The following is a 26,904-nucleotide window of genomic DNA, read 5'->3' as shown; positions in this document are numbered from 1 at the left end:
CCCTTTTCGGCGCCTCACCTGCCCGCGCTTCACCCGATAGCCCCGTAACCTTTCCAGAGGAACATCGATGAGCAACGTTCGCAGCGACAAGCCTTTCATCCTGGCCGGGCGCACTTTCCAGTCGCGCCTGCTGGTTGGCACCGGCAAATACCGTGACATGGAAGAAACCCGCCTGGCGACCGAAGCCTCGGGTGCCGAGATCGTCACCGTGGCCGTGCGCCGGACCAACCTTGGCCAGAATGCAGGCGAGCCGAACCTGCTCGATGTGCTGTCGCCCGACAAGTACACCATCCTGCCAAACACCGCAGGCTGCTATGACGCTGTCGAGGCGGTGCGCACCTGCCGCCTGGCCCGTGAACTGCTCGATGGCCACAAGTCCCACGAGTCGCGGACCCTGGTGAAGCTGGAAGTGCTGGCCGACCAGAAAACCCTGTTCCCCAACGTGATCGAAACCCTCAAGGCCGCCGAAGTGCTGGTCAAGGACGGTTTCGACGTGATGGTGTACACCAGCGACGACCCGATCATCGCCCGCCAGCTGGCCGAGGCCGGCTGCATCGCGGTGATGCCACTGGCTGGCCTGATCGGCACTGGCCTGGGCATCTGCAACCCGTACAACCTGCAGATCATCCTGGAAGAATCCAAGGTGCCGGTGCTGGTCGATGCCGGTGTGGGCACCGCCTCTGACGCCACCATCGCCATGGAAATGGGCTGCGAGGCCGTGCTGATGAACTCGGCCATTGCCCACGCCCAGCAGCCGGTGGTCATGGCCGAGGCCATGAAGCACGCCATTCTGGCGGGTCGCATGGCCTACCTCGCCGGCCGCATGCCGAAAAAACTCTACGCCAGCGCCTCTTCGCCGCTGGATGGTCTGATCAAGTAAGAGCCCCTGATGACTGACTCGCAAGATACGCCGATCTCCGCCGACGGCGACCAGCGCCCCCACCGCCGCATCAAGAGTTTCGTGATGCGCGCCGGGCGCATGACCGAAGGCCAGCAACGCGGCCTCGACCAGGGCGGCCCGCTGTTCATCCTGCCGCTGGCCGACAGCCCGGTGGACTACGACCAGGTGTTCGGCCGCTCGGCGCCACGCACCCTGGAGATCGGCTTCGGCATGGGCCATTCCTTGCTGGAAATGGCCGCGGCCGCACCGGAGCAGGACTTCATCGGTGTCGAAGTGCACCGTCCGGGTGTTGGTGCGCTGCTCAACGGCGTGCTGACCCAGGGCCTGAAGAACCTGCGGGTGTATGACTGCGATGCGATTGAAGTGCTCAACCGCTGCGTGGCCGACAACAGCCTCGACCGCCTGATGCTGTTCTTCCCCGACCCATGGCACAAGGCGCGCCACCACAAGCGCCGCATCGTCCAGCTGGAGTTCGCCGAGCTGGTACGCCGCAAGCTCAAGCCCGGTGGCGTGTTCCACATGGCCACCGACTGGGAGCCCTATGCCGAGTACATGCTGGAAGTGATGAGCGCCGCCCCGGGCTATCGTAACCGCGCTGAAGACGGCACCTATGTACCGCGCCCGGAAGAGCGCCCGATCACCAAGTTCGAACGCCGCGGCGAGCGGCTGGGGCATGGGGTGTGGGATCTGAAGTTCGAGAAGGTGGATTGATTGGCAATTTGAGCCTTTCGATGTGCTGAGCCTGTAGAAATGCAGGCAAAAAAAACCGCTCTGAAAAGAGCGGTTTTTTTGTGTGAGCGCTAGGACTGAGTATCCTTCGCTCTGGGACTTCACCGAAAACCCCCACACAGTCAGTGGATCATAGGCATCCCGAGTGAGTGGGTCAATGATCAGAAATATCCGGCATCATGTGTGTCGGAGCGGTTAACAGCTTCTATCGAGCATCCCAAGTATCATCGCGATGCTCCTGTGAGGATGAGTTCGGTGATGGGCCGGGTAGGAGAAGAATTCTGCTTTCCGGCCCCTTCGACACGGCCTGAGAACCGTGCCGGTGAGTCTCTTTCGAAGGGCCATTGACCTGGCCACTTCACCGATATCTCCCACACAGATTTCGAAGGCATCGAAGCGCCGGTTAGATGCTGGAAGATTGGCCCGCCAACACGGAGGCCAAGGCATATGAAGCGTTTGCTTGATGCGCTGAGCCGTGTCTGGAAGCTCATTCGGATCTTGACTGTGCTCAAGGCCGCGCGAGATTTCATGCGCGATCACTTCGACGATGCCCAATAAGGGCTAGTTAGGTGGTAGGGCTGCCCCGGTTCGCTGGGGCAGCTTTTAGCCGCTTCACCCCCGGCGATCAGCCACCACGCCGATCAGCACCAGCACCACCAATAACACCGGCGCCAGCGCGTAGTTGTTGAACTGCCCCAACCCTTTCACCACCCAGGGCGTGGCATAGATCAGCGCCGCACCACTGCCGATCATCACCAGCGCAGCCATCACCGGCACCCGCAGCGCGCCCGCCAGGGCACCCAGGCGCTGGTCGACCCAGCCCTTGATATCGGTGCCGAACAACACCAGCAGGCAGCCTACCAGGGCCAGGGAAATCTCCGACAGGTTGCTGCGGCTCCAGCGGGAAACCGTGGCGAGCAGATCAAGTACCAGATCCATGGGTCATCCTTAGGTCAAGAAATACTGCAGCAGGTCATTGAGGAACAGTTGGCCGCGTGGCGTGGCCACCAATCGATCCGGTTCGACCTGCAAAAGGCCCTTTTGTTCGGCGGCGCGGCGGGCCTCGGCCAGCTGCGCCAGGGGCAGCCCGGTGCGTTGGGCGAACAGCTCGGCCTCGACGCCATCGGTCAGGCGCAGGGCATTCATCAAGAACTCGAAAGGCAGCTCGTCGGCCGGCAGCAGCTTCTCGCCGGCCTTGAACGGCTTGGCCAGGTTCAGGTAGTCCTTGGGCAGGCGGGTTTTCCAGGTACGCAGGATGCGGCCATCGGCGAAGGTCAGCTTGCCGTGGGCACCCGCGCCAATGCCGATGAAATCACCAAAGCGCCAGTAGTTGAGGTTGTGCCGGGCTGCGCGCTCGGGTTGGGCGTAGGCCGACACTTCGTATTGCCTGAAGCCGTGGGCGGCCATCAGCGCCTGGCCGGCTTCCTGGATGTCCCAGAGGATGTCGTCCTCCGGCAGCTCCGGCGGCTGGTTCCAGAACACCGTGTTTGGCTCCACCGTCAGCTGGTACCACGACAGGTGCGTCGGCCCCAGGTCGATGGCCTGGCGCAGGTCGCCCAGGGCATCGTCCAGCGATTGCTCGGGCAGGCCGTGCATCAGGTCCATGTTGAAGTTGTCGAAGCCCGCTGCTCGCGCCATGCCAGCGGCACGAATGGCTTCATCGCCGTTGTGGATGCGCCCCAGCGCCTCCAGCTTGGCTGGCTGGAAGCTTTGCACGCCGATCGACAGGCGGTTGATGCCGGTTTGCCGGTAGGCCTTGAACTTGTCCTGCTCGAACGTGCCCGGGTTGGCCTCAAGGGTGATCTCGATGTCCGGGGCGAAGGGAATGCGTTGTTCCACGCCGCGCAGCAGGCGGCCCAGGGCGTTGGCACTGAACAGGCTCGGTGTGCCACCACCGAAGAAAATCGACGACAGCGGGCGGCCCTGCACGGCGGCCTGTTCCAGGTCGAGGTCGGTCAACAGGGCGTCGACATAGGCCTCTTCCGGCAGCTCAGGCCCGGCGGCATGGGAATTGAAGTCGCAGTACGGGCATTTGCGCACGCACCACGGTATGTGGATATACAGCGCCAGTGGCGGCAGGCTGGACAAGGCCGCCGCACCCGCTTGGGACAGCGTTGCGATCATGCCAGGCCCAGACGTTGACGCAGCAGGGCCATGGCGCGGGCGCGGTGGCTGAGCTGATTTTTATCCACAGGGGCGAGGTCGGCGCTGGAGCAGTTGCGCTCCGGCACCCAGAACAGCGGGTCGTAGCCAAAGCCATGTTCGCCGCTGGCCTCGCGCAGGATGCGCCCGTGCCACAGGCCTTCGCACAGGATCGGCAGCGGGTCGTCGGCGTGGCGTACCAGGGCCAGCACGCAGACGAACTGGGCGCCGCGCTGGTCTTCAGGCACGTCCTTCAGGGCGTCGAGCAGCTTGGCGTTGTTCGCTGCATCGCCCTTGCCGTCGGCGTAGCGCGCCGAATAGATGCCCGGCGCACCGCCGAGGAAGTCCACGGCAAGGCCCGAGTCGTCGGCCAGCGCCGGCAGGCCGGAGATGCGTGCGGCATTGCGCGCCTTGAGAATGGCGTTTTCGACGAACGACAGGCCGGTTTCTTCAGGCTCCACCTGGCTGAACTCACCGATCGAGCGCAGTTGCACCGACTGGCCGAGCATGGCCTGCAGTTCCTTGAGTTTGCCAGCGTTGTGGCTGGCCAATACGAGTTGCTGGAAATTCATCATTCGCCTGGGAAAACGTCCTGGTTGAAACTGAGTGAGTGGCTGATGCCACCGGTTTCGATGTTGAGGTCGAAGGTCAGGGTATCGGCCTGCTCGATCTTGAACTGGGCGATGTAGTACACCGCGCCCTGGTCGGTTATCTGCTTGAACGACAGCGGGCTGGCGCGCCCGGTCAGGTCCTTCACGGTGCCGCTGACCACCGCCATGGCCGGCTTGTTGGCCTTGATCACGGCGATGTTGAGCACGCCCTGGTTCTTGCTGCGGGTGAGCCCGGTGGCGGCGGCGATGTCTGGCTGCAACAGGCTGGAGGTGAAGGCGCTGTAGTGCACCGTCACGTCGCCGAACACTTCCTTGCGCTCGGGGCGGGCGGCATCGGCCGCCAGCACTGGCAGGGCCAGGCATAGGCTGAACAGGAACAGGGCTAGGCGACGCATGTGGCGGATCCTCCGGTGGGCGTCAGACCGCCAGCTGGTGCTCCTGCAGGCCGGGGCTGCTGACACGATAAATGCCGATTTCCCCTAGAAGATTAGGCCAAAGCCGCCCACCCCACCCGTTGCGGTGCAAGTGGTCCACGGCCAGGCGGTCGAGCACCTTGGCGCGGCGCTCATGGCACAGCTCTTCGAAGTCGGCGAAGGTGCAGAAGTGAATGTTCGGCGTGTTGTACCAGGTGTAGGGCATGAAGTCCGACACCGGCATGCGGCCCTTGGTGGCCAGGTACCAGCGGCAGCGCCAGTGGCCGAAGTTGGGGAAGGTGATGATGCACTGGCGGCCCACGCGCAGCATCTCGTCGAGGATGCGGTCAGGGTACTCCACGGCCTGCAAGGCCTGGGTCATGATCACCACATCGAAACTGTTGCTGGCGAAGTTGCCCAGGCCTTTGTCCAGGTCCTGCTCGATCACGTTGACGCCCTTGGCCACGCAGGCGGCGATGTTGTCGGCGTCGATTTCCAGGCCATAGCCGGTGACTTGCTTGCGGTCGCGCAGCGAAGCCAGCAGCTCGCCATTGCCGCAGCCAAGGTCCAGGACCCGGCTACCGGCGGGAATCCACTCGTGGATGATTTCCAGATCGGCTCTCATGCTGTCCTCAGATGGCGATGCGGTTCATGTAGTTCGCGAAACCCTGCATGTAGCGAGGCGTGGGGATCAGGAAGGCATCGTGCCCATAGGGCGAGTCGATTTCCAGGTAGCAGACGTTCTTGCGCGCGGCCATCAGGGCATCGACGATCTCCCGCGAGCGGGCCGGCGAGAAGCGCCAGTCGGTGGTGAACGACATGATGCAGTAATCCGCCTTGACGTGGGCCAGGGTGGCGGCCAGGTCGCCGCCATTGGCCGCGGCCGGGTCGAAGTAGTCCAGGGCCTTGGTCATCAGCAGGTAGGTGTTGGCGTCGAAACGGCCAGAGAATTCCTCGCCTTGGTAACGCAGGTAGCTCTCGACCTGGAATTCGACGCTGTGGAAGTCGTAGTTGAGCTTGTCGCTCTTGAGTTCACGGCCGAATTTCTCACCCATCGAGTCGTCGGACAGGTAGGTGATGTGGCCGACCATGCGCGCCAGCATCAAGCCGCGCTTGGGAATCACGCCCTGGTCCTGGAACGAGCCGCCGTGGAATTCGGGGTCGGTGAGGATGGCCTGGCGCGCCACTTCGTTGAAGGCGATGTTCTGCGCCGACAGCTTCGGCGCCGAGGCGATGTCCACGCAGTGGCGCACGCGCTCGGGGTAGGTCATGGTCCATTGCAGCGCCTGCATGCCACCCAGGCTGCCGCCGACGATGGCGGCCCATTGCGCGATGCCCAGGCGGTCGGCCAGGCGCGCCTGGCTGTGCACCCAGTCTTCCACGGTCAGTACCGGGAAATCGGCGCCATAGGGCTTGCCGGTGGCCGGGTTGATGCTGCTGGGCCCGGTGCTGCCATTGCAGCCGCCGAGGTTGTTCAGGCTGACCACGAAGAAGCGGTTGGTGTCGATCGGCTTGCCAGGGCCGATGCAGCTGTCCCACCAGCCCGGCTTGCGGTCGGTGGCGGCATGGTAGCCAGCGGCATGGTGGTGGCCGGACAGGGCATGGCAGATCAGCACGGCATTGCTCGCGCTGGCATTGAGGGTGCCATAGGTCTCGTAGACCAGCTCATAGCTGTTCAGCGAGCGGCCGCAGGCCAGGGCCAGCGGTTCATCGAACCGGGCGGTTTGCGGTGTAACCAGACCGACGGAATCTTCGGGAAGGACAGTGGACATCGACCCTGCTCACGCTTGACGGAGGCGTAAGTCTAAAGAGCACTACCCCCAGCGGCAAGCAAAGGCTTGCCGCTGGGGGTGCGGGGGTCAGATCATCCGCCACAGTTCCTGTGGCATGCCAGCGTAGGCGGCCAGCGGTGGCATGACGAACGACTGGATCACCTGGATCGCGAGGAAGGCGAAAATCGGCGAGATGTCCATGCCGCCCAGGTTGGGCACGATGCGGCGAAACGGCGCCAGCACCGGTTCGCTGATTTGCCAGGCCAGCTCAGCCGCTGGGTTGTGGCTGTTCGGCGCAACCCACGAGACGATCACCATGACGATCATCGCGACCCAGAAAATCTTCAGGAACAGCGAGGTGACGCCGATGATCGCCCACATCAACAGGTGCAGGACGTCGCCGAAGGTGCCATAGGTGACCATCAGCACGAAGCCCATCAGCAGTGCCTGGATGACGATCGACAGCAGCAGCGACGAGGTGTCCAGGCCGCCGATGCTGGGAATGACACGGCGAATCGGCTTGAGCAGCGGCTGGGTGGCGCGCACCGCGAACTGGCTCAGCGGGTTATAGAAGTTGGCCTTCACCAGCTGCAGCACGAAACGCAGCAGGACGATCACCAGGTACAGGCTGACCAGGGTTTGCACCACGAAGATCGCGGCGCCGGACAATGCATTCATCAACAGCTCCTTATTTGCCCAATTGTTCGGCAAGCTCTGCAGAACGCTTCGCTGCAGCTTCCAGGGCCTGCGCGACGATGGCCTCGAAGCCGTTGCCCTGGAACGACTTGATCGCAGCTTCCGTGGTGCCGGCCGGCGAGGTCACGCGGCGGCGCAGCTCGGCGGCGTCGACGTCGCTGGCCACGGCCATGTGCGCGGCGCCCAGGGCGGTTTGCAGGGTCAGCTGGGTTGCCGTTTCGCGTGGCAGGCCGAGTTTTTCGCCGGCAGCGGTCATGGCTTCGATCAGCAGGAAGAAGTAGGCCGGGCCGCTGCCGGAAACGGCGGTAACGGCGTCCAGTTGCTGCTCCTGCTCCAGCCACAGGGCGGTGCCCACGGCCGACAGCAGTTGCTCGGCCTGCTGGCGTTGTTCGCCGGACACCTCTGCCGTGGCGTACAGGCCGCTGACGCCCTGGCGCAGCAGCGCCGGGGTGTTGGGCATGCAGCGCACCACTGGGCGGGCGCCGAGCCAGGCCTGCAGGCTGGCGCAGGTGATGCCGGCGGCGATGGAGACGATCAGCTGGCCCGGTTCAAGGTTGGGCTTGAGGGCTTCGCACACCGCTTTCATCACTTGCGGCTTGACCGCCAGCACGATCACGTCGGCACCGGCGATGGCCTGGGCGTTGTCTGCGAACGCCTCGATGCCGTGCTCGGCCTGGACGCGGGTGCGGGTCTCGGCGCCGGGATCGCTGGCGCGGATCTGCGCCGCATCCAGGCCCTGGGCACGCAGGCCGCCGATCAGGCTGGCGGCCATGTTGCCGGCGCCGATAAAGGCAATACGTGTCTTGCTCATGTCAGGTCCTTGAGGGAAAGAGTGAGTAAAGCATGGAATCAGACGGGGCCGTAGTTGCGCGCACCGAACAGGGCGGTGCCAATGCGTACCCAGGTCGCACCCTGTGCAATGGCAGCTTCCAGGTCGTGGCTCATGCCCATGGACAAGGTGTCCAGGCCAAGGCCCAGGCTTTCCTGAAGCTGGCGCAGGGTGGCGAAGGCGGCTTCCTGCTCGGCGCGCTCGTCGGTGGGTTCGGGAATCGCCATCAGCCCGCGCAGGCGCAGGTTGGGCAGCGCGGCCACGGCCTTGGCCAGTGCTGGCAGGTCGGCCGGCGCACAGCCGGACTTGCTGTCCTCGCCACTGACATTCACCTGCAGGCAGATGTTCAGCGGTGCCAGGCCGGCAGGGCGCTGCTCGGACAGGCGTTGGGCGATTTTCAGGCGGTCCACCGAGTGTACCCAGTCGAAATGTTCGGCAATGGCTTTGGTCTTGTTCGACTGAATGGGGCCGATGAAGTGCCAGATCAAGGGCAGGTCGCGAAGTTCATCTTGCTTGGCCAGGGCTTCCTGCAGGTAGTTCTCGCCCACGTCGCGCACGCCGGCAGCATGGATTTCGCGGATGGCGCTGGCCGGTTTGGTCTTGCTCACCGCCAGCAACTGAATGCTCGCCGGGGCGCGGCCGGCAGCCTGGGCGGCCGCGCCAATGCGGGCGGCGAGGGCGGAAAGGTTGTCTGCTATGGTGGACATGGATCGGTGCCGTCGGCTCTGGAGGTCTTCGGCATTCTACCTGCTTGATGGCTATTGGGGAGTCTCATGGACGTGACCGACCTGTTGGCCCGGGCTGGGGAGGCAGGGGCGAGCGACCTGCACCTGGCTGCGGGCGAAGTACCGATGCTGCGTGTGGACGGCGAATTGCGGCGCATGGCGCAGCCGAGTATCACCTCGGCTGCATTGAACGACAGCCTGGCGCCGTTACTGGACGAAGGCCAATGCCGCCAATGGCTGCAAGGCGACGAACTGGACCTGGCGCTGGACCTGCCTGCGCTTGGGCGCTTTCGTCTGAACCTGTTTCGCCAGTTGCGTGGCCTGGGCGCAACCTTCCGCCTGATCCCTCATCGCGTGCCCAGCATCGATGACCTCGACCTTGAAGAAGTGTTTCGAGCTGTTGCGCAGTATGCCGATGGCCTGGTGCTGGTGGGAGGCCCGACCGGTAGTGGTAAAACCAGTACCCTTGCGGCTCTGGTCGACCGCCTCAACCGTGAGCGGGCGCTGCATATCATCACCCTGGAAGATCCCGTCGAAGTTATCCACAGCAGCCAGAGCAGCCTGGTCAACCAGCGGGAAGTGGGCCGGCATTGCCGCGATTTTGCCCAGGGGTTGCGCAGCGCCCTGCGCCAGGACCCGGACGTGATCCTGATTGGCGAGCTGCGCGACCTGGAAACCATCCGCCTGGCGCTGCGTGCGGCGGAAACCGGGCACCTGGTGCTGGCCACGGTGCATACGCGCTCGGCGGCCAGCAGCATCGACCGGCTGGTTGAAGTGTTCGCGGCAGAAGAAAAACCCTTGGTGCGGGCCATGCTGGCAGAGTCGTTGCGGCTGGTGGTGGCGCAGGTGTTGGTCAGGCGTGTTGGGGGTGGGCGAGTGGCGGCGCGAGAGGTGCTGGTAGCGACACCGGCGGTGCGCAACCTGGTGCGTGAGGGGCGGATGGCGCAGCTCTGTTCGGTCATGCAGGCCGGGGCGGCGGAGGGGATGCGGACGATGGAGGGGGCGATGCGCAGGTTGAGGGAGAGAGGGGTGATCGGCGATTTGTAGCGCCTGTTCCGGCCCTTTCGCGGGGCAAGCCCGCTCCTACAGGCCGTGTAGGAGCGGGCTTGCCCCGCGAAGAAGCCAACGCCGATCTAGCGCTTGGCCAGGCTCAGCTGCTGCTGGCCTTTGGGCAATACCCGCTTGGCCACTACATAATGCTGCTGCCAATAAGGCTTGCTCAGGTTGTCGATGCTCACCCGCTTGCCAGTACGTGGCGCATGGATGAAGCGGTCGTTCCCCAGGTAGATGGCCACATGGTTGACCCGGCGGCTCTTGATGTTGAAGAAGATCAGGTCACCTGGTTTGAGGTCACCCTTGGCGACTTTCACCCCGTGGCCCTGGGCCATGGCATTGGAGGTACGCGGCAAGTCGACGTCTGCCACGTCGTTGAACGCATACTTCACCAGCCCGCTGCAGTCGAACCCTTTCTTCGGGTTGCTGCCGCCCCAAACATAAGGGGTACCGAGCACATTCACCGCACGGCTGAGCACATCGCTGCTCTGCTTGGGCGACATGGCGGCCACGGCTGGCAGGTTGTGGGCCTTGGCCGAGCTGCCATGGCGGGTGTGCAGGGCGGTTTGCTTGACGGGGGCGTGCTTGACCGAGGCGTTGCTGGTGTAGCCGGTAAAGCCATTGGGAAGACGTTGCTCACGATTGGTGGCGTGGGCGGCCAGGGGCAATAATAGGCAGAGGGTCAGCCATGTCTTGAATAAAGGCGGCATAGATGAAGCTCTTATGAATGTTTATGTGTGTTGGGCGCGCAACTTTATAACAGCTTTTTGCTCCTTTTCAGGGCCGTTGGTCGATTGTCATGCAGCCGTACGTCGGCCTGGGGCTGAAAAGTCACATTTTTTTTTAGAAAATTTTCGGATAACCCACGAGGGCTATGAATGAACAGTTATCAACAGGGTGAGCCGTACCATGACACCCACAGCAAGGTGATTGGCTACCTGCTGTGGATTTTCGGCTTCACCGGATCGCACCGGTTCTATTACGGCAAGCCGGTTACCGGGACCATCTGGTTCTTCACCTTTGGCCTGCTCGGCATTGGCTGGCTGATCGACCTGTTCCTGATTCCGTCGATGGACCGTGAGGCGGACTTACGTTTTCAGTCCGGGCGCATCGACTACAACATCGCCTGGATTTTGCTGACCTTTCTTGGGGTTTTCGGCTTGCACCGGTTGTACCAGGGCAAGTGGGTCACGGCGATTATCTACTTCTTTACCGGGGGGCTGTTCCTGGTGGGGGTGTTGTATGACTTCTGGACGTTGAATAGCCAGGTGTCTGAGGGGAACAGCCTTAGGCGGTAGGGGGCGCAAAGGTGCGCCGCGGTGCGGCGCTTCGCGAGCTTTGCTCGCTCCTACGGGGGGCGGGGGTGGCCTGACGGGTAGGTGCTTGCGATACGCCGCGCAAGCGGCGTATCGCTGGATCACTGGCGAGTCTGTCGCTGTTGCAGCAACAGGTTGCTGAAGCCGGCCCCGGCGAGCTGCTTCTGCGCCACGGTGAGCTGTTCACGGTTGCTGAACGGCCCAACCAGCACACGGTACCAAGTCTCTTCCTTGACCGTGCCCGACTCCACCTTCACCGCTTGCCCCAGCAGGATGATCTGCGCGCGCACCTTGTCGGCATCGGCTTCCTTGCGGAACGAACCGGCCTGCAGGAAGAACTGCGTGGTCGCCGCTGGCTTGATCACAGGCGGCGCCGGTGGTGGCGTTTGCCCCAGCAGTGCAGCCTGGGCGCGGGCGGTGTCGATTTTCGCGGCTTCGGCGGGCGTTACCGGCGTCACCGGTTGCGCCGGCACCGGCGGAGTCTTCTCTGGCACGGCCTCGGGCGGCACGATCACTTCCGACTCCGGCAGCAGGGTATAGAAGTCGTACTTCGGCTTCACCGGCTGCTGCGGGGTTGCCGCCGTGGTGGTCGACTTGCTGGCCTCTGCCACCTTTTCCGGCTTCTGCTGCTCGGGCTTGGTGCGCTTGATATCACCGCCACCGGGTTCGAGCTTCATCAGGAAGACGATGAAGGCACCGACCGTCAGGCCGACCGCCAGCCATACCCAGCCGGGAATCGGCTGCTTGGCCGGTGCCGTCTGGCGGCTGGCGCCGCGCTTGGGAGCGGGTTTCTTCTTGGCAGCCAACTTACATGCGCTCCAGGGTTTCCAGGCCGAGCAGTTCCAGACCTTGCTTGAGGGTGCGGCCGGTCAGGGCGGCCAGGCGCAGGCGGCTCTGCTGCTGCTCTGGCGTCTCGGCAGCGAGGATCGGGCAGTTCTCGTAGAAGCTTGAGAACAGGCCGGCCAGGTCGTACAGGTAGCTGCACAGCACGTGCGGCGTGCCCTTGTCGGCCACGCTGTTGAGGATTTCGCCAAACTGGGCCAGGCGTGCGGCCAGGTCCTGCTCATGGGCAGCCTGCAGCACGATGTTGCCGTCAACTTCGTCGAAGCCCTTGCCCAGCTTGCGGAACACGCCGGCCACGCGGGTGTAGGCGTACAGCAGGTAAGGCGCGGTGTTGCCTTCGAAATTGAGCATCAGCTCGAAGTTGAAGCTGTAGTCGCTGGTGCGGTGCTTGGACAGGTCGGCATATTTCACCGCACCGATGCCCACCACCTCACCGATCTTGCGCAGCTCGTCCTCGGCCAGGCTCGGGTTCTTTTCCTTGACCAGCGCGTAGGCGCGCTCCTTGGCCTCGGTGAGCAGGTCGATCAGTTTCACGGTGCCGCCGTCACGGGTCTTGAACGGGCGGCCGTCGGCGCCGTTCATGGTGCCGAAGCCCATGTGCTCCATCTGCATCGGGTGGCCGACGAAGCCTGCGCGGCGGGCCACTTCGAACACCTGGTTGAAGTGCAGCGCCTGGCGCTGGTCGACGAAGTACAGGGCGCGGTCAGCCTTGAGCACGTTGCTGCGGTAGCGCACGGCGGCCAGGTCAGTGGTGGCGTACAGGTAGCCGCCGTCGGCCTTCTGCACGATTACCGGCAGTGGCTCGCCTTCGCTGTTCTTGAACTCCTCCAGGAACACGCACTGGGCACCTTGGTCCTCGACCAGCAGGCCTTTGGCCTTGAGGTCGGCGACCACGTTGGCGAGGTCGGCGTTGTAGGCGCTTTCGCCCATCACGTCGGCCATGGTCAGCTTGACGTTGAGCAGTTCGTAGGTCTTCTGGCAGTGCGACAGCGAGATGTCCTTGAAGCGCGTCCACAGCGCCATGCACTCCGGGTCGCCGGCCTGCAGCTTGACCACCAGGCCACGGGCGCGGGTGGCGAATTCCTCGGACTCGTCGAAGCGCTTCTTGGCGGCGCGGTAGAAGTTTTCCAGGTCCGACAGCTCGTCGCTGGTGATCGGGTTTTCTTCCAGGTAGGCCAGCAGCATGCCGAACTGGGTGCCCCAGTCGCCCACGTGGTTCTGGCGGATCACATCGTCACCGAGGAATTCCAGCACCCGCGCCACGCTGTCACCGATGATGGTCGAGCGCAGGTGGCCGACGTGCATTTCCTTGGCCAGGTTCGGCGCCGACATGTCGATCACCACCTTCTGCGCGGGGCCTGCCTTGCGCGCACCCAGGTGGGCGTCGGCCAGGGCGGCGTCCAGGCGGTTGGCCAGGGCGTCGGTGTTCTGGAAGAAGTTCAAAAAGCCCGGGCCTGCGATCTCGACCTTGCTGATGTCGGCGCTGGCCGGCAGCGCGGCGATCAGTTTGTCGGCCAGGTCACGCGGCTTCATGCCGGCTGGCTTGGCCAGCATCATGGCGATGTTGCTGGCGAAATCGCCGTGGGTCTTGTCCCGGGCGTTTTCCACCTGAATCGCCGGCGACAGCCCGTCAGGCAGCACACCGTCGGTGACGAGTTGGGTGAGGGCTTGCTGGATCAGCTGGCGAATGGTGTCTTTCATGGGGATCTCTTTTCGACCGCAAGCGCGGTGGAGCGCCTGGATGCGCAGGTGGAAAAACGGGGCATTATCCGTGGCTGGGAGCGGGTTGCCAACCTTTCGCGGCGCAAGGCCGCTCCTACAAAGCCATCCGGAGCCCTGTAGGAGCGGCCTTGCGCCGCGAAAGGTCAGTACAGGTCGACCGGGTCGACATCCAGCGACCAACGCACCTGGCGCCCACTCGGCAGTTGCTCCAACACTAGCAACCAGGCGCTGATCAGTCGATGCAAAGGCGCCCGGGTATTGGCCTGAATCAACAATTGCGCCCGGAAGCGCCCGGCGCGGCGCTCCATGGGCGCCGGCACCGGCCCCAGCAACTCGATGCCCGGCAGCCGCTGTTCGGCCACCAGGCGCTCGGCGGCAGCGCAGGCTTCATCGAGGAAGCCTTCGGCCTGCCCGGGCTTGTGCGCCTCGGCGCGCAGCAGGGCCAGGTGCGAATACGGTGGCAGGCCGGCATTGCGGCGCTCGTCCAGGGCCTGCTCGGCGAAGGCGAAGTAACCCTGTTCGGTCAGTTGTACCAACAGCGGGTGGTCGGCCAGGTGGGTCTGGATGATGACCTTGCCAGGCTCCTCGGCCCGCCCTGCGCGCCCGGCCACCTGCACGATCAGCTGGGCCATGCGCTCGCTGGCGCGGAAGTCCCCGGAGAACAGGCCGCCGTCGGCATCGAGGATTGCCACCAAGGTCACCCGGGGGAAGTGATGCCCCTTGGCCAGCATCTGGGTGCCGACGAGGATGCTCGGCTGGCCACGCTGGATGGTGCTGAACAGCTGCTGCATGGCGTCCTTGCGCGCCGTGCTGTCGCGGTCCACGCGCAGGATCGGGTAGTCCGGGAACAGCACCTTCAGGCGCTCCTCGGCGCGCTCGGTGCCGGCACCTACCGGACGCAGGTCGACGTGGTTGCATTGCGGGCACTGGTGCGGCAGCCGCTCGTCATAGCCGCAGTGGTGGCAGCGCAGCACGCCGGAGCGCTGGTGCACGGTCATTCGCGCATCGCAGCGCGGGCATTCCGACAGCCAGCCGCAGTCGTGGCACAGCAGGGTCGGGGCGAAACCGCGGCGGTTGAGGAACACCAGCACCTGTTGGCCGGCTTCCAGGGTCTGGCGGATGGCTTGTTGCAGCGGGCCGCTGATGCCGCTGTCCAGTGGCAGGCTCTTCACGTCCAGGCGCAGCATGCGCGGTGGGCGGGCGCCACCGGCGCGCTGGTTCATGCGCAGCAGGCGGTAGCGGCCGGTCAGGGCGTTGTGCAGGGTTTCCAGTGACGGCGTGGCCGAACCCAGCAGGATTGGCACGTTTTCCTGGTGGGCACGCACCAAGGCCAGGTCGCGGGCGTGGTAGCGCAAGCCTTCCTGCTGCTTATAGGAGCCGTCATGCTCCTCGTCGATGATGATCAGGCCGGGGTTCTTCATCGGTGTGAACAGCGCCGAGCGCGTGCCGATGATGATGTCGGCCTCGCCGTCGCGAGCGGCCAGCCAGGCATCGAGGCGCTCGCGGTCGTTGACCGCCGAGTGCAGCAAGGCGATACGCGCATTGAAGCGCTGCTCGAAGCGCGCCAGGGTCTGTGGGCCGAGGTTGATCTCGGGAATCAGCACCAGCGCCTGCTTGCCGGCTTCCAGGGTTTCACGGATCAGTTGCAGGTACACCTCGGTCTTGCCGCTGCCGGTAACCCCGGCCAGCAGGAACGCGGCAAACCCGCCAAAGCCCTCGCGCACGGTATCGAACGCCTCGCGCTGCTCATCGTTGAGCGGCAGTTCCGGCTGCGCCAGCCAGTGTTCGTGGCGCTGGGCCGGCAACTGGCGGCGTACTTCCAGCGTGACCAGCTCCTTGGCCAGCAGCAGGTCGAGGCTGTCCTTGTTCAGGTTGAGCTTGCTCAGCAGGCTGTGGGCCACGCCATGGGGGTGCTGGGCCAGGGTCTTGAGGGCATCGCGCTGGCGCGGGGCGCGGGCGATGCGCGGGTCTTCCAGGCGTGCGCCGGGGGCCACGTGCCAGAATCGCTCCTGGCGCATCTCGGCTGGCTCGCCCTGGCGCAGCAGGGTTGGCAAAGCCCAGCTCAAGGTGTCGCCAAGGCTGTGCTGGTAATACTGGGCGGTCCACAGGCACAGCTTGAACAGCGGCGCCGGCACCGGCGAAACCGGGTCGAGCAGGGCGCTGGCCGGCTTGAGTTTGTCGGCCGGCACCTCGCTGTGCTCGCATACTTCCACCAGCACCCCGATCATCTCGCGGCGGCCAAACGGCACCCGGATGCGCATGCCCGGCGTCAGCGTCTGGCGCGCCATGCTCGCTGGCGCCCGGTAGTCGAACAGGCGACGCAAGGGGGAAGGCAGGGCAAGGCGCAGGATGACGTCGGGCACGCGGAAAGTCTCGGAGGGCGTTTCAATGACTGGCGAGCCTAGCAGACGACGGTCGGTGCAAGCGACAACTTGCGTTGGCGCGGTGCTCTGGTATTATTCGCCGCCTAATTACGTGCGGTATTCAACAATTGGTGTTGGGTGGCGGCACGCAGCTCGAGGAAGTGACCATGAAAGAAGGTATCCACCCGAACTACGAAGTAGTTGCAGTCACCTGCAGCTGCGGTAACAAGTTCGAAACGCGTTCGACCCTGGGCAACACCCTGGCGATCGACGTTTGCAACCTGTGCCACCCGTTCTACACCGGTAAGCAGAAAGTCCTGGACACCGGTGGTCGCGTACAGAAGTTCGCCGACCGCTTCGGCATGTTCGGTACCAAGAAGTAATCATGCGCACTGCGAGCCCTTCGGGTTTCGCATTGCTGCTGAAGAAGGCGCCCCTTGTGGGCGCTTTTTTTATGGGCGTTTTCTGGCAGTTTCCCGCCTGGGCGTTCTGCCCGCTACCGGGCAAGACGCAGCAGGTGGTGGTGCGCCAGGTCACCGATGGCGACACGCTGCGCCTGGCCGACGGGCGGCGCGTGCGCATGATCGGCATCAATGCCCCGGAGATCGGCCGCAGGGGCCGCCCCAGCGAGCCCTTCGCCGAGGCCGCGAAGCAGCGGCTGCAGGCCTTGGTAGATGCCAACGGCGGGCGGCTCGGGCTGCTGCCGGGGGCCGAGGGCAAGGACAGGTATGGCCGCACCCTGGCACACCTGTACGGCCGTAATGGCGACAATCTCGAAGCGCAGCTGCTCAGCGAAGGGCTCGGCTACCGCGTGGCGGTGGCGCCCAACGTGCGCCTTGTCACCTGCCAGCAAGCGGCCGAGCGAACGGCACGCAACGCCCGGCTGGGCCTATGGCGTACTGCACCGGTGCGCCGGCCGGCGCAGGTCAGGCAGCCGGGGTTCGCCGTGCTCAGCGGCCGAATCGGCAGCATCGAGCGCAATCGCGGCGGTATCTGGCTGGCGCTGGACAGCAATGTCGTGCTGCATGTCCCCACTCGTCTGTTACGCACCTTGCCTGCCGGCTTCTTGGATAATCTCAAGGGGCGCCAGGTCGAAGCGCGCGGCTGGCTGCGGGACCGTTCCCGCAACGGCACACTGAAGCCTGGGCAAAGACGCTGGGTGTTGCCATTGACCGATCCAAGCATGTTGGAGCGTGTTTCAGGCTGAAAAGATGTAGACATTTCGCTATCAGATTGTACACACTGTGAGTCGAATGCCCCCGTGTGCGATAGCTTAAAGTCGTAGGCCAAAGGCCTTGACACAAGTGACTGACCAGTCTTGTGGCTCCCCGGCTCTTTGCGTATCCTCGGCGGTCCGTCAGAACAGTAAATAGCGGAATGCCCACCATGTCAGACCTGAAAACCGCCGCTCTCGAATACCACGCTCAACCTCGTCCGGGGAAACTGAGCGTCGAGCTCTCCAAGCCCACCGCCACCGCCCGTGACCTCGCCCTGGCCTACAGCCCAGGCGTTGCAGAACCTGTGCGTGAAATTGGCCGTGATCCTGAGCTGGCCTACAAATACACCGGCAAGGGCAACCTGGTCGCGGTAATCTCCGATGGCACCGCCATCCTCGGTCTGGGTGACCTCGGCCCATTGGCTTCCAAGCCGGTCATGGAAGGCAAGGGCGTTCTGTTCAAGCGTTTCGCCGGTATCGATGTATTCGACATCGAAGTCGACTCGGAAAGCCCACAGGCGTTCATCGACACCGTCAAGCGCATCTCGATCACCTTCGGTGGCATCAACCTGGAAGACATCAAGGCACCAGAGTGCTTTGAAATCGAACGCACCCTGATCGAGCAGTGCGACATTCCAGTGTTCCACGATGACCAGCATGGCACCGCGATCGTTACCGCGGCCGGCATGATCAACGCCCTGGAAATCGCCGGCAAGAAACTCGAAGACGCCAAGATCGTCTGCCTGGGTGCCGGTGCTGCCGCCATCTCCTGCATGAAGCTGCTGGTGAGCATGGGTGCCAAGGTCGAGAACATCTTCATGATCGACCGCAGCGGCGTGATCCACGCTGGTCGCGACGACCTGAACCAGTACAAGGCCCAGTTCGCCCACGCTACCGACAAGCGCACCCTGGCCGATGCCCTGGACGGCGCAGACGTGTTCGTTGGCTTGTCCGGCCCGAACCTGCTGAGCCCGGAAGGCCTGAAGTCGATGGCTGCCAACCCGATCGTGTTCGCCTGCTCGAACCCGGACCCGGAAATTTCCCCGGAGCTGGCCCACGCCACCCGCAGCGACGTGATCATGGCCACCGGTCGTTCCGACTACCCGAACCAGGTCAACAACGTACTGGGCTTCCCGTTCATCTTCCGTGGTGCCCTGGACGTTCGCGCCAAGCGCATCAACGAAGAGATGAAGATCGCCGCCGCCATCGCCCTGAAGGACCTGGCCAAGCTGCCGGTACCGAAGGAAGTGTGCGAAGCCTATGGCGTGGAAGGCCTGGAGTTCGGCCGTGAGTACATCATTCCGAAGCCGCTGGACGCTCGCCTGATCACCGTCGTTTCCGACGCCGTGGCCAAGGCTGCCATCGAATCCGGCGTGGCTACCCTGCCGTATCCGAAGCACTACCCGCTGAACAGCGTGGATGAAGTGTTCAACGGCTGATTACGGCCGTAACACCAAAAAGCCCCGGCTCGTGAGAGCCGGGGCTTTTTTTTGCCCTGTGGATCGGGCGCCGCTTTGCGACGCATCGCGAGCTTTGCTCGCTCCTACAGAGGGCGCGGTGCAAGGACGAATGAGCCTGCGCAGAGCCGGTAGGAGCGAGCGTAGCTCGCGATGCGATCCACGGTCAGAACAGGTCCATCGGCGCCGCCTCATCGGCCGGCAGCGGGCTGCCCGGTGCCGTGCCGTTGCCCAGCTCATCCACCGACGGCGGCGAATCCTCGGCCTTGAACAGCTCGAAGTAGGCGTTCGGCGTGCTCGGCGAAGCCGCACGGCCACTGACCGGGTCAACCCGCAGGCTGAGGATGCCTTCCGGCTCGGCCGGTGCGTGGCTTGGCTTGTCCTTGAGCGCCGCACCCATGAACTTCATCCAGATCGGCAGCGCCGCGGTGCCACCGTATTCACGGCGGCCAAGGCTTTCCGGCTGGTCGAAGCCGACCCACACGGTGGTCACATAATCGGCGTTGTAGCCAGAGAACCAGGCATCCTTGGAGTCGTTGGTGGTACCGGTCTTGCCCGCCAGGTCATCACGGCCCAGGGCCAGCGCGCGGCGGCCGGTGCCGCGCTTGATCACGTCCTGCAGCATGCTGGTGAGGATGTAGGTGGTGCGGCCGTCGATGATCTGCTCGGCAACGGCTGGCGTTTGCGGCGGTGGGGCAATCTGGCCCAGGGCCGACGGGGCCTCACCCGGCAGTGCAGCGGTGCTGATCGGCTGCTCGGGGGCGGCAAGGCCAGCATGGTCTTCGGCACCCATTGGCACGTGGGCCGGGTTGGCGGTGAACAGGGTTTCGCCGTTGCGGCTCTCGATACGGTCGATCAGGTACGGGTTGACCTTGTAACCGCCGTTGGCAAAGGTGCTCCAGCCGGTGGCGATTTCCATTGGCGTCAACGTCGCAGTGCCCAGGGCCAGGGACAGGTTGCGCGGCAGGTCCTGCTTGTTGAAGCCGAACTTGGTGATGTAGTCGATGGTGCGGTCCACGCCCATGGCCTGCAGCAGGCGGATCGACACCAGGTTACGCGACTTGTACAAGGCCTCGCGCATGCGAATCGGGCCGAGGAAGGTGTTGGTGTCGTTCTTCGGGCGCCATTCCTTGTCCAGGTACTGGTCGACGAACACGATCGGCGCATCGTTGACCAGGCTGGCGGCAGTGTAGCCGCTGTCCAGTGCCGCGCTGTAGATGAACGGCTTGAAGCTCGAACCCGGCTGGCGTTTGGCCTGCATGGCACGGTTGTAGTTGCTCTGCTCGAACGAGAAACCGCCGACCAGGGCGCGGATGGCGCCGTTGTAAGGGTCGAGGGTTACCAGTGCGCTCTGTGCCCCCGGCACCTGGCTGAACTTGAGCTTGCCATCGTCCAGGCGTTGCAGGCGCACCAGGTCGCCGACCTGCGCAACGTCGGCAGGCGCAGCCGGTGCGCGGCCCTGGGCGTTGGTGTTGATGAAGGGGCGCGCCCATTTCATGCTGTCCCAGGCAACCACTTCCTCTTTGCCGCCACGGGTCAGTACCTTGATGTCGGTTTTATCCACCTGGGTGACGATGGCCGGTTCCAGGGCGCCCAGGTTGCGCTGCTTGGCCAGTTCCTGCAGCCAGGCGGCCTGGGTCTTGCCCGGGAAGCGCGCTTCAGGGCCACGGTAGCCGTGGCGCTCGTCGTATTCGGTAAGGCCGTTGAGGATGGCCTTGTTGGCCATGTCCTGCATGTCGCTTGGCACCGTGGTGGTGACGCGGAAGCCCTCGGTGTAGGCATCGCTGCCGTAGCGGCCAACCATTTCGGCGCGGGCCATCTCGGCGATGTACGGGGCATTCACCTCAGGCGTCGGCACGTGGTAGCTGGCGTTGAGCGGCTCGGCCAGGGCGGTCTGGTAGCTCGCTTGGTCGATCTTGCCGAGCTTGTACATGCGGCCCAGGATCCAGTCACGGCGCTCCTTGGCGCGCACCGGGTTGGCCAGCGGGTTGAAGCGCGAGGGCGCCTTGGGCAGGCCGGCGATCATCGCCATCTGGGCCAGGCTCACGTCGCGGATCGACTTGCCGTAGTACACCTGCGCGGCGGCGTCGATGCCGTAGGCGCGGTTGCCCAGGTAGATCTTGTTCACGTACAGCTCAAGGATCTCGTCCTTGGTCAGCTCACGCTCGATCTGCAGGGCCAGGAGAATTTCGTTGGTCTTGCGCGAGAAGCTGCGCTCGCTGGTGAGGAAGAAGTTCTTCGCCACCTGCATGGTGATGGTGCTGCCGCCGGTCTGGATGTGGCCGGTTTTCACCAGCTGGGTGGCGGCGCGCATCAGGCTGCTCGGGTCCACACCATAGTGATTGAGGAAATTGTCGTCCTCGGCAGACAGAAGCGCCTGAATGAACTGTGGGGGAATTTCCGCGAAACGGATGGGCGAGCGGCGCATTTCGCCAAACTCGGCAATCAGCTTGCCGTCGCTGCTGTACACCCTCAGGGGGATTTGCAACTGAACGCTTCTGAGCGAATCGACCGACGGCAGGTTGGGGCTAAGATACAGAAACGCACCGCTCACACCGAGTACGAGCGCGCAGATGACTGCGACGAAAGACCACCAGAAGAACTTCAGCAGGCGTATCAAGGCTTTTCGGTGTCCAGAGTGAGGGGTGGGTTGCGCACGGGGCCGGCGGACGAAAAAACGCCGGGCATTATAAGCATTTTTCGCCGTGCCGGGTGACCGGCCAGGTAGCCAGCAGTACCGTCTGGCCGCCAGGGCCCGGCACAAGGGCGGTTCATGGTTGTAACAAGGAAGTCGCGATGCTTGGACGTTTTGGCAAGGATGCCGGTTCACTGCTGGGGGTGGAAATCGCCGCAGATTCTGTAAGGGTGGCGCAGCTGCGTCGGCGCGCAGGGCGCCTTGAGCGGGTTGCCTGGGCGTTCCAGGGGTTTGAACCCTTCGCCCCGGGTAATGCTCGGCACGATGATGACCGGGTGGCTGGCGCGCTGCGCAGTGCCTACCGGCAATGTGGCAGCCGGCAACGGCGGGCGGCGGTTGCACTGCCGGCGTCCCAGGTGATTTGCAAGGTGTTGCAGCTGCCCGCTGGCCAGGCCGACAGTGAACGCGAGACGCAGTTGCTGGCGGACGCCGACCAACTGTTTCCTTTCCCTCTTGAAGAACTGCAACTGGATTTTCAGGTGCTGGGCGCTTCGCAACTACAGCCCGGCTACCTGGACGTCATGGTCGCGGCCTGCCGGCAGAGCCTGTTGCAGCCGCTGGAGGCGCTGTTTGCCCAGGCCGGGCTGGAACTGGTCGTGGTCGAGGTCGACAGCATTGCCCTGCAGCGCCTGATGCCGCCCCAGGCGGGCGGCAGGGCGGCGTTGCTGCGCATCGAGCCCGGCAGCCTGATCGTGCATGGTTGGCAGCAGGGCAGCCTGCCTCGGCAGTGTGAGCTGCAGGCCGGCGTGGCGCCGCAGCGGTCGGGTGATGTCTTTGCTGATGGCGTGGCCCCCACTGAGGTATTTGTCACCGGTGCGCCGGCGCTCGGGCAGGGCGGGCTTGCCCGCTTGGGCGAAGCGCTGGGGCTGTCCTGCACACCCTTGCCGCTGTTGGCAGCGCTCGATTGCAGCGACAGCCGCATGGCCCTGGCCAGCGCCCTGGCGCTGGGGGGAATGCACTGATGCTGCGCCTTAATCTCTTGCCCTGGCGTGAACGGCAACGCCAGGCCGCCTTGCGGCGCTTGCGCCTGTCTGTGGTCGGCAGCCTGGTTGTGGCGTTGTGTGGCACGTTGTTGCTGGACCAACTGGCGCGCCAGCGGTTTGAGCGCCAGTGGGGCCAGAACAATGCCTGGCAAGCCGAAATCGACGCACTGGATGCCAGGGCGGCATTGCTTGAGCCGATCAGGAAGGCGCAACAGGCCGTCAACCTGGAGGCCCAGGCGTTGACGCAATTACGCGCAGGCCAGGGCCACCTGATGGCGTTTTTTACCGAACTTGAGCGCACGTTGCCAGAAGGTATCCAGTTGTCGAGCCTCAAGCTGAACGGTAACCACCTGCAGATTTCCGGCGTGGCTGCCAGCGGCGCCCTGGTGGCGCAACTGATGCGGGACCTGGAGCGCGCCAGCGTGATGCGCGCGCTGGAGCTCAAGTACCTCAAGAGCCAGCCTGGGGGCGATACGTTCCTGTTGGTCGCCAACCTTTCGCCATCCTGGTCGTGAAGCCCGTGCAAGGGTGGGGGTGGAGGGCATTCATCGAACGTTCGGCCTGGGCTCGCAGGGCATTGCCGGTGGTCGCAGGGCTTGCACTGCTTGCCCTTGGCTGCCTGGTTCGCCTGCCCCATTGGTGGGGGCTTCAGGGGCATGAACAGGTAAGGCAGGCCGGCCTGCAACAGGCGCAGCAGGCCAAGGCCGCCAGCCTGGCAGCGGTAGCGCAGGAGCAGGTGGCGCTTGAGGCGGCTCGGCTTCAGGTACAAGAGGCCCGTTGGCGTCTTGCCGCCGGCGCCGGCATGAGTGACTTGCTGGAGCAGTTGGCATCCTCCGGGCTTGCCTATGGCCTGCACTTCGAGCAGGTGGATGCGCAGGCCCCGGTAGCACGCGAAGGCTACGAGCTGACGCCACTGACGGTTCAGGTGGTGGGACGTTACCCGGCCCTGCGCATGTGGCTGGATGACTGGCTGGGCCAGGCTCGGCTATTGCAGGCCGAAGATTTGCACCTGTTGGCGGCTAAGGGCGAGCCTGGGCTGCTGCGTCTGCAACTGCGGGTCAATGCCTACCAGGCTGATACCGTGCTACCCGCCCCGACGTCCTTGGCGGATGTGCCCGCGCGAGGTGAAATCCTGCCCCCTGCACTCGACCCCTTCGCTGCGTGGGCGGCGCGCCTGTCGCCGTCCGGGCTCGCCGGCGTGCCGCTTTCGCAGCTGGAAATGGTCGGCAGCCTGCAGCGCGGGCTTGAGCGTGAAGCGCTGCTGAGTGCCAAGGGCCGCGTGTACCGAGTGCGTGCCGGTGACCGGGTAGGGCGCGATGGCGGCGTTGTCGAGCAAGTAGGCGAGCGGCAGCTGGATGTGCGCGAACGGTTGTTCGTGGGCGGCGTCTGGCGCGAGCGAACGGTGATGCTGACGCTCAGGAAGAGCGCATTCAGGGAGGCCTCGGATGGCAATGATGCGGCTGTTGATCGGCTTGGCGGCGTTGATGCTGCAGGCATGGGTGCAGGCGGCCCCTTATCGGGGTGAGCCCATCACCTTGAACTTTCAGGAGATAGAAGTGCGCTCGGCGCTGCAGGTATTGGCTGACTACGCCGGCATTAACCTGGTGGCCAGTGATGCGGTGCAGGGCCACGTTACCTTGCGCTTGCAGGATGTGCCCTGGGACCAGGCGCTGGAGTTGGTGCTGCGCAGCAAAGGGCTGGCCCGGCGCGAAGAAGGCAATGTGCTGCTGGTGGCGCCGGCGGCGGAGATGGCCGAGCAGTCCCGCGACGCCCGCATTGGCCAGGCCCTCGACGCCCAGCTGGAGCCGCTGCAGCGTGAACTGCTGCCCATTCACCATGCCCAGGCTTCGGAACTGGCCGAGCTGCTGCTGGCGACCCTGGCCGATGACGGCCCGCTCAGTGGCCGGGGCAGCTTGGGCGTGGACGCCCGCACCAATACGCTGGTGGCGCACTTGCCGGCGGGGCGCCTGGGCGAGCTGCGCGAACTGGTGGCGCAGTTGGATGTGCCGGTACGCCAGGTTGCGATCGAGGCGCGCATCGTCGAGGCCAATGTCGATTATGAAAAGGTGCTGGGTGTGCGTTGGGGCAGGGGCCTGTATGCCGAGGGCGCCCAGTTGGGCAAGGACGTATTCGTCGACCTGGGGGTGGAGCGTGCCACCTCCGGGGTCGGCCTGGGCCTTTTGCGCGGGGACATACTGCTGGACCTGGAGCTCAGCGCCATGGAAAAAAGCGGCAATGGCGAGATCATCTCCCAGCCCAAGGTGGTGACCGCCGATAAGGAAACGGCGCGGATTCTCAAGGGCACCGAGGTGCCCTACCAGGAAACCAGCAAGAGCGGCGCCACCTCGGTGGCGTTTCGCGAGGCGTCACTGTCGCTGGAGGTCACCCCGCAGATCACCCCCGATGGCAAGGTGATCATGGCGGTGCGCGTGACCAAGGACGAGCCTGACTTCGTCAACGCCATCAATGACGTGCCGCCGATTCGCAAGAACGAGGTCACCGCGAGGGTGCGCGTGGCCGACGGCGAAACCATCGTCATTGGCGGCGTTTACTCGACCACGCAAAACAAAGTGGTCGACAAGGTGCCATTTTTCGGCGATCTGCCGTATGTTGGGCGGCTGTTTCGACGCGATGCATTACAAGAGAAAAAATCCGAGCTGCTGGTCTTCCTGACTCCGCGTATCATGAGTGACCAGGCGATTGCTGTGAGTCGTTGATTCTGTGCGAAATTTGATACTTGTAGGGCCCATGGGTGCTGGAAAGAGCACCATCGGACGCCTGTTGGCCAAAGAGCTGCGCCTGCTGTTCAAGGATTCCGACAAGGAAATCGAACTGCGAACCGGCGCCAACATCCCGTGGATCTTCGACCGTGAAGGCGAACCGGGCTTTCGTGACCGTGAGCAGGCGATGATCGCCGAGCTCTGCGCGCTCGATGGCGTGGTCGTGGCAACCGGCGGCGGCGCGGTGATGCGTCCGGAAAACCGCCAGGCGCTGCACCAGGGCGGCCGGGTGATTTACCTGCACGCCTCGGTGGAGCAGCAGGTGGGGCGCACCGCGCGCGACCGCAACCGGCCGCTGCTGCGCACCGCCAACCCCGAGGCCACCCTGCGTGCCTTGCTGGAGGCGCGCGACCCGCTCTACCGCGAGATCGCCGACCTGGTGGTAGAAACCGACGAACGGCCGCCGCGCATGGTGGTGCTCGACATTCTCGAGCGCCTGCAGCAGTTGCCGCCCCGCTAACCCGGGACTATTCTCGGCCAGCGCCGAGGCGAGGTTAAACGTTATCGCGCGGGTCGCACAGCCGGCGCCGCGCCCAAGCACATTGTGGGGATACATGCAGACACTAAAGGTCGACCTCGGCGAGCGCAGCTACCCGATCTACATTGGCGAAGGCCTGCTGGACCAGGCCGAACTGCTGGCGCCGCACATCCGCGGGCGGCAGGTTGCCATCGTTTCCAACGAAACCGTCGCGCCCCTGTATCTCGAACGCCTGAGCAAGACCCTCGGTGCCTACTCGGTGGTGCCGGTGATCCTGCCGGACGGCGAAGCCCACAAGAATTGGCAAACCCTGCAGCTGATCTTCGACGGCCTGCTGACCGCCCGCCACGACCGCCGTACCACGGTGGTTGCCCTGGGCGGCGGGGTTATCGGCGACATGGCCGGCTTTGCCGCCGCCTGCTACCAGCGTGGCGTGGACTTCATCCAGGTGCCGACCACCCTGCTGTCCCAGGTCGATTCCTCGGTGGGCGGTAAAACCGGCATCAACCACCCGCTGGGCAAGAACATGGTCGGTGCCTTCTACCAGCCCAACGCAGTGTTGATCGACACCACCAGCCTCAAGACCCTGCCCGGGCGCGAGCTGTCGGCGGGCCTGGCCGAAGTAATCAAGTACGGCCTGATCTGTGACAAGCCTTTCCTCGCCTGGCTCGAAGACAATATGCAAGCCCTGCGCGCCCTGGAGCCCGCGGCCCTGACCGAAGCCATCCGCCGTTCGTGCGCGGCCAAGGCTGCCGTGGTCGGCGCCGATGAGCGCGAGTCCGGCGTGCGTGCCACGCTGAACCTGGGGCACACCTTCGGCCATGCCATCGAAACCCACATGGGCTACGGCGTGTGGCTGCACGGTGAAGCCGTTGCCGCTGGCACGGTGATGGCGTTGGAGATGTCCATGCGCCTGGGCTGGATCGACCAGGCCGAGCGTGATCGAGCAATCCGTCTGCTGCAGGATGCAGGCTTGCCGGTGGTGCCACCACAGGAAATGACCCCGGCGCATTTCATGGAGCATATGGCGGTCGACAAAAAGGTGCTCGACGGGCGTCTGCGCCTGGTGCTGCTGCGCCAGCTGGGCGAAGCCGTGATCACCGACGACTATCCGAAAGAGATTCTACAGGCCACGCTGTCGGCGGATTACCGCGCGATCGTGGCCCAGCTTTGAGGTTGT

The 26,904-nt window shown here is 64.4% G+C and carries 26 protein-coding genes and 1 pseudogene; 13 read left to right on the top strand and 14 right to left on the bottom strand.

Translation table 11 applies throughout. The features are described 5' to 3' along the window. The first annotated feature begins 67 nt into the window (after window positions 1-67). Both F3J44_RS04290 and trmB read left to right on the top strand, forming a co-directional pair. On the top strand, window positions 68-880 hold the full coding sequence (locus F3J44_RS04290) for a thiazole synthase (RefSeq protein ID WP_167064736.1): 813 nt from the start codon (window positions 68-70) through the stop codon (window positions 878-880). 9 nt (window positions 881-889) lie between these two features. Further along, complete coding sequence (trmB, locus tag F3J44_RS04285; RefSeq protein WP_167064731.1) at window positions 890-1,612, top strand: tRNA (guanosine(46)-N7)-methyltransferase TrmB; 723 nt, start codon at window positions 890-892, stop codon at window positions 1,610-1,612. Between the two features lie 630 nt (window positions 1,613-2,242). Here the strand turns inward: trmB and F3J44_RS04280 are convergent. The 9 genes from F3J44_RS04280 to F3J44_RS04240 form a co-directional block, all read right to left on the bottom strand. Next, the gene (locus tag F3J44_RS04280; protein WP_027920975.1) at window positions 2,243-2,569 is read right to left on the bottom strand and encodes a DUF3392 family protein; all 327 of its coding nucleotides are present in this window, start codon (window positions 2,567-2,569) and stop codon (window positions 2,243-2,245) included. 9 nt (window positions 2,570-2,578) lie between these two features. After that, on the bottom strand, window positions 2,579-3,718 hold the full coding sequence (hemW, locus tag F3J44_RS04275) for a radical SAM family heme chaperone HemW (protein WP_240158248.1): 1,140 nt from the start codon (window positions 3,716-3,718) through the stop codon (window positions 2,579-2,581). Between the two features lie 32 nt (window positions 3,719-3,750). After that, window positions 3,751-4,344 (bottom strand): RdgB/HAM1 family non-canonical purine NTP pyrophosphatase, encoded by a 594-nt coding sequence (gene rdgB / locus F3J44_RS04270; RefSeq protein WP_205299667.1) that lies wholly within the window; start codon window positions 4,342-4,344, stop codon window positions 3,751-3,753. Continuing rightward, the gene (locus tag F3J44_RS04265) at window positions 4,344-4,778 is read right to left on the bottom strand and encodes a DUF4426 domain-containing protein (protein WP_167270782.1); all 435 of its coding nucleotides are present in this window, start codon (window positions 4,776-4,778) and stop codon (window positions 4,344-4,346) included. Before F3J44_RS04265 ends, rdgB begins: the two co-directional genes overlap by 1 nt. Window positions 4,779-4,800: 22 nt before the next feature. Continuing rightward, entirely contained in the window at window positions 4,801-5,421 is a 621-nt protein-coding gene (metW, locus tag F3J44_RS04260) for a methionine biosynthesis protein MetW (RefSeq protein ID WP_027920979.1), read from the bottom strand. Window positions 5,422-5,428: 7 nt separating this feature from the next. Next, window positions 5,429-6,568 (bottom strand): homoserine O-acetyltransferase, encoded by a 1,140-nt coding sequence (locus tag F3J44_RS04255; protein ID WP_167064707.1) that lies wholly within the window; start codon window positions 6,566-6,568, stop codon window positions 5,429-5,431. An 87-nt stretch (window positions 6,569-6,655) separates the two neighbouring features. Continuing rightward, window positions 6,656-7,246, bottom strand: coding sequence for a YggT family protein (locus F3J44_RS04250; RefSeq protein WP_167064704.1), 591 nt, complete (start codon window positions 7,244-7,246; stop codon window positions 6,656-6,658). 10 nt (window positions 7,247-7,256) lie between these two features. Then, the gene (gene proC / locus F3J44_RS04245) at window positions 7,257-8,075 is read right to left on the bottom strand and encodes a pyrroline-5-carboxylate reductase (RefSeq protein ID WP_167064701.1); all 819 of its coding nucleotides are present in this window, start codon (window positions 8,073-8,075) and stop codon (window positions 7,257-7,259) included. A 38-nt stretch (window positions 8,076-8,113) separates the two neighbouring features. Next, entirely contained in the window at window positions 8,114-8,800 is a 687-nt protein-coding gene (locus tag F3J44_RS04240) for a YggS family pyridoxal phosphate-dependent enzyme (protein WP_167270780.1), read from the bottom strand. 66 nt (window positions 8,801-8,866) lie between these two features. Here F3J44_RS04240 and F3J44_RS04235 point away from each other — a divergent pair, with 66 nt between their 5' ends. Then, entirely contained in the window at window positions 8,867-9,865 is a 999-nt protein-coding gene (locus F3J44_RS04235; RefSeq protein ID WP_167270778.1) for a type IV pilus twitching motility protein PilT, read from the top strand. Window positions 9,866-9,951: 86 nt separating this feature from the next. Here the strand turns inward: F3J44_RS04235 and F3J44_RS04230 are convergent, their stop codons facing one another. Next, entirely contained in the window at window positions 9,952-10,581 is a 630-nt protein-coding gene (locus F3J44_RS04230; protein ID WP_167270776.1) for a C40 family peptidase, read from the bottom strand. A 168-nt stretch (window positions 10,582-10,749) separates the two neighbouring features. Between F3J44_RS04230 and F3J44_RS04225 the strand changes: the two genes are divergently transcribed. Next, window positions 10,750-11,169, top strand: coding sequence for a TM2 domain-containing protein (locus F3J44_RS04225; RefSeq protein WP_167270774.1), 420 nt, complete (start codon window positions 10,750-10,752; stop codon window positions 11,167-11,169). A 119-nt stretch (window positions 11,170-11,288) separates the two neighbouring features. Here F3J44_RS04225 and F3J44_RS04220 read toward each other — a convergent pair whose 3' ends face one another. The 3 genes from F3J44_RS04220 to F3J44_RS04210 form a co-directional block, all read right to left on the bottom strand. Then, a complete protein-coding gene (locus F3J44_RS04220) occupies window positions 11,289-11,993 on the bottom strand; it encodes an SPOR domain-containing protein (protein ID WP_167064685.1) in 705 nt (234 codons plus the stop codon). A 1-nt stretch (window position 11,994) separates the two neighbouring features. Beyond that, on the bottom strand, window positions 11,995-13,731 hold the full coding sequence (gene argS / locus F3J44_RS04215) for an arginine--tRNA ligase (RefSeq protein WP_167064682.1): 1,737 nt from the start codon (window positions 13,729-13,731) through the stop codon (window positions 11,995-11,997). Between the two features lie 164 nt (window positions 13,732-13,895). Beyond that, entirely contained in the window at window positions 13,896-16,115 is a 2,220-nt protein-coding gene (locus tag F3J44_RS04210; protein WP_167064679.1) for a primosomal protein N', read from the bottom strand. A 167-nt stretch (window positions 16,116-16,282) separates the two neighbouring features. Here F3J44_RS04210 and rpmE point away from each other — a divergent pair, with 167 nt between their 5' ends. The 3 genes and pseudogenes from rpmE to F3J44_RS04195 form a co-directional block, all read left to right on the top strand. Next, window positions 16,283-16,498: a 50S ribosomal protein L31 gene (gene rpmE / locus F3J44_RS04205; protein ID WP_027920990.1), complete on the top strand. Its 216-nt coding sequence runs from the start codon at window positions 16,283-16,285 to the stop codon at window positions 16,496-16,498. Window positions 16,499-16,500: 2 nt separating this feature from the next. Then, the gene (locus tag F3J44_RS04200; protein WP_167270772.1) at window positions 16,501-17,322 is read left to right on the top strand and encodes a thermonuclease family protein; all 822 of its coding nucleotides are present in this window, start codon (window positions 16,501-16,503) and stop codon (window positions 17,320-17,322) included. Between the two features lie 179 nt (window positions 17,323-17,501). Then, window positions 17,502-18,719, top strand: a pseudogene (locus F3J44_RS04195) (malic enzyme-like NAD(P)-binding protein); the annotation flags it as partial. Window positions 18,720-18,954: 235 nt separating this feature from the next. Here F3J44_RS04195 and F3J44_RS04190 read toward each other — a convergent pair. After that, the gene (locus F3J44_RS04190; RefSeq protein WP_205299666.1) at window positions 18,955-21,276 is read right to left on the bottom strand and encodes a penicillin-binding protein 1A; all 2,322 of its coding nucleotides are present in this window, start codon (window positions 21,274-21,276) and stop codon (window positions 18,955-18,957) included. A gap of 308 nt (window positions 21,277-21,584) precedes the next feature. Between F3J44_RS04190 and pilM the strand changes: the two genes are divergently transcribed. From pilM to aroB, 6 genes are all read left to right on the top strand, one after another. Continuing rightward, window positions 21,585-22,445 (top strand): type IV pilus biogenesis protein PilM, encoded by an 861-nt coding sequence (pilM, locus tag F3J44_RS04185; protein ID WP_167270770.1) that lies wholly within the window; start codon window positions 21,585-21,587, stop codon window positions 22,443-22,445. Continuing rightward, the gene (locus tag F3J44_RS04180) at window positions 22,445-22,981 is read left to right on the top strand and encodes a PilN domain-containing protein (RefSeq protein WP_167270768.1); all 537 of its coding nucleotides are present in this window, start codon (window positions 22,445-22,447) and stop codon (window positions 22,979-22,981) included. Before pilM ends, F3J44_RS04180 begins: the two co-directional genes overlap by 1 nt. Before the next feature lie 68 nt (window positions 22,982-23,049). Further along, window positions 23,050-23,991 (top strand): pilus assembly protein PilP, encoded by a 942-nt coding sequence (locus F3J44_RS04175; RefSeq protein ID WP_205299665.1) that lies wholly within the window; start codon window positions 23,050-23,052, stop codon window positions 23,989-23,991. Beyond that, window positions 23,912-25,183, top strand: coding sequence for a type IV pilus secretin PilQ (locus F3J44_RS04170; protein WP_205299664.1), 1,272 nt, complete (start codon window positions 23,912-23,914; stop codon window positions 25,181-25,183). The genes F3J44_RS04175 and F3J44_RS04170 overlap by 80 nt, the downstream gene beginning before the upstream one ends. 16 nt (window positions 25,184-25,199) lie before the next feature. Beyond that, window positions 25,200-25,706, top strand: coding sequence for a shikimate kinase AroK (aroK, locus tag F3J44_RS04165; protein ID WP_370526393.1), 507 nt, complete (start codon window positions 25,200-25,202; stop codon window positions 25,704-25,706). 94 nt (window positions 25,707-25,800) lie between these two features. Further along, entirely contained in the window at window positions 25,801-26,898 is a 1,098-nt protein-coding gene (gene aroB / locus F3J44_RS04160; protein WP_167064659.1) for a 3-dehydroquinate synthase, read from the top strand. The last annotated feature ends 6 nt before the right edge of the window (window positions 26,899-26,904 follow it).

The sequence above is a fragment of the Pantoea sp. Tr-811 genome (assembly GCF_011752535.1).
In the GTDB taxonomy this organism is placed as follows: Bacteria; Pseudomonadota; Gammaproteobacteria; order Pseudomonadales; family Pseudomonadaceae; genus Aquipseudomonas.
This window is presented reverse-complemented; position numbering and strand designations above follow the sequence as displayed.

Bases quoted from the DNA above. Each gene is read 5' to 3' on its own strand.
- F3J44_RS04290 (WP_167064736.1), top strand. From the start codon at position 68: ATGAGCAACGTTCGCAGCGACAAGCCTTTCATCCTGGCCGGGCGCACT.
- trmB (WP_167064731.1), top strand. From the start codon at position 890: ATGACTGACTCGCAAGATACGCCGATCTCCGCCGACGGCGACCAGCGC.
- F3J44_RS04280 (WP_027920975.1), bottom strand. From the start codon at position 2,569: ATGGATCTGGTACTTGATCTGCTCGCCACGGTTTCCCGCTGGAGCCGC.
- rdgB (WP_205299667.1), bottom strand. From the start codon at position 4,344: ATGAATTTCCAGCAACTCGTATTGGCCAGCCACAACGCTGGCAAACTC.
- F3J44_RS04265 (WP_167270782.1), bottom strand. From the start codon at position 4,778: ATGCGTCGCCTAGCCCTGTTCCTGTTCAGCCTATGCCTGGCCCTGCCA.
- metW (WP_027920979.1), bottom strand. From the start codon at position 5,421: ATGAGAGCCGATCTGGAAATCATCCACGAGTGGATTCCCGCCGGTAGC.
- F3J44_RS04255 (WP_167064707.1), bottom strand. From the start codon at position 6,568: ATGTCCACTGTCCTTCCCGAAGATTCCGTCGGTCTGGTTACACCGCAA.
- F3J44_RS04250 (WP_167064704.1), bottom strand. From the start codon at position 7,246: ATGAATGCATTGTCCGGCGCCGCGATCTTCGTGGTGCAAACCCTGGTC.
- proC (WP_167064701.1), bottom strand. From the start codon at position 8,075: ATGAGCAAGACACGTATTGCCTTTATCGGCGCCGGCAACATGGCCGCC.
- F3J44_RS04240 (WP_167270780.1), bottom strand. From the start codon at position 8,800: ATGTCCACCATAGCAGACAACCTTTCCGCCCTCGCCGCCCGCATTGGC.
- F3J44_RS04235 (WP_167270778.1), top strand. From the start codon at position 8,867: ATGGACGTGACCGACCTGTTGGCCCGGGCTGGGGAGGCAGGGGCGAGC.
- F3J44_RS04230 (WP_167270776.1), bottom strand. From the start codon at position 10,581: ATGCCGCCTTTATTCAAGACATGGCTGACCCTCTGCCTATTATTGCCC.
- F3J44_RS04225 (WP_167270774.1), top strand. From the start codon at position 10,750: ATGAACAGTTATCAACAGGGTGAGCCGTACCATGACACCCACAGCAAG.
- argS (WP_167064682.1), bottom strand. From the start codon at position 13,731: ATGAAAGACACCATTCGCCAGCTGATCCAGCAAGCCCTCACCCAACTC.
- rpmE (WP_027920990.1), top strand. From the start codon at position 16,283: ATGAAAGAAGGTATCCACCCGAACTACGAAGTAGTTGCAGTCACCTGC.
- F3J44_RS04200 (WP_167270772.1), top strand. From the start codon at position 16,501: ATGCGCACTGCGAGCCCTTCGGGTTTCGCATTGCTGCTGAAGAAGGCG.
- pilM (WP_167270770.1), top strand. From the start codon at position 21,585: ATGCTTGGACGTTTTGGCAAGGATGCCGGTTCACTGCTGGGGGTGGAA.
- F3J44_RS04180 (WP_167270768.1), top strand. From the start codon at position 22,445: ATGCTGCGCCTTAATCTCTTGCCCTGGCGTGAACGGCAACGCCAGGCC.
- F3J44_RS04170 (WP_205299664.1), top strand. From the start codon at position 23,912: ATGGCAATGATGCGGCTGTTGATCGGCTTGGCGGCGTTGATGCTGCAG.
- aroB (WP_167064659.1), top strand. From the start codon at position 25,801: ATGCAGACACTAAAGGTCGACCTCGGCGAGCGCAGCTACCCGATCTAC.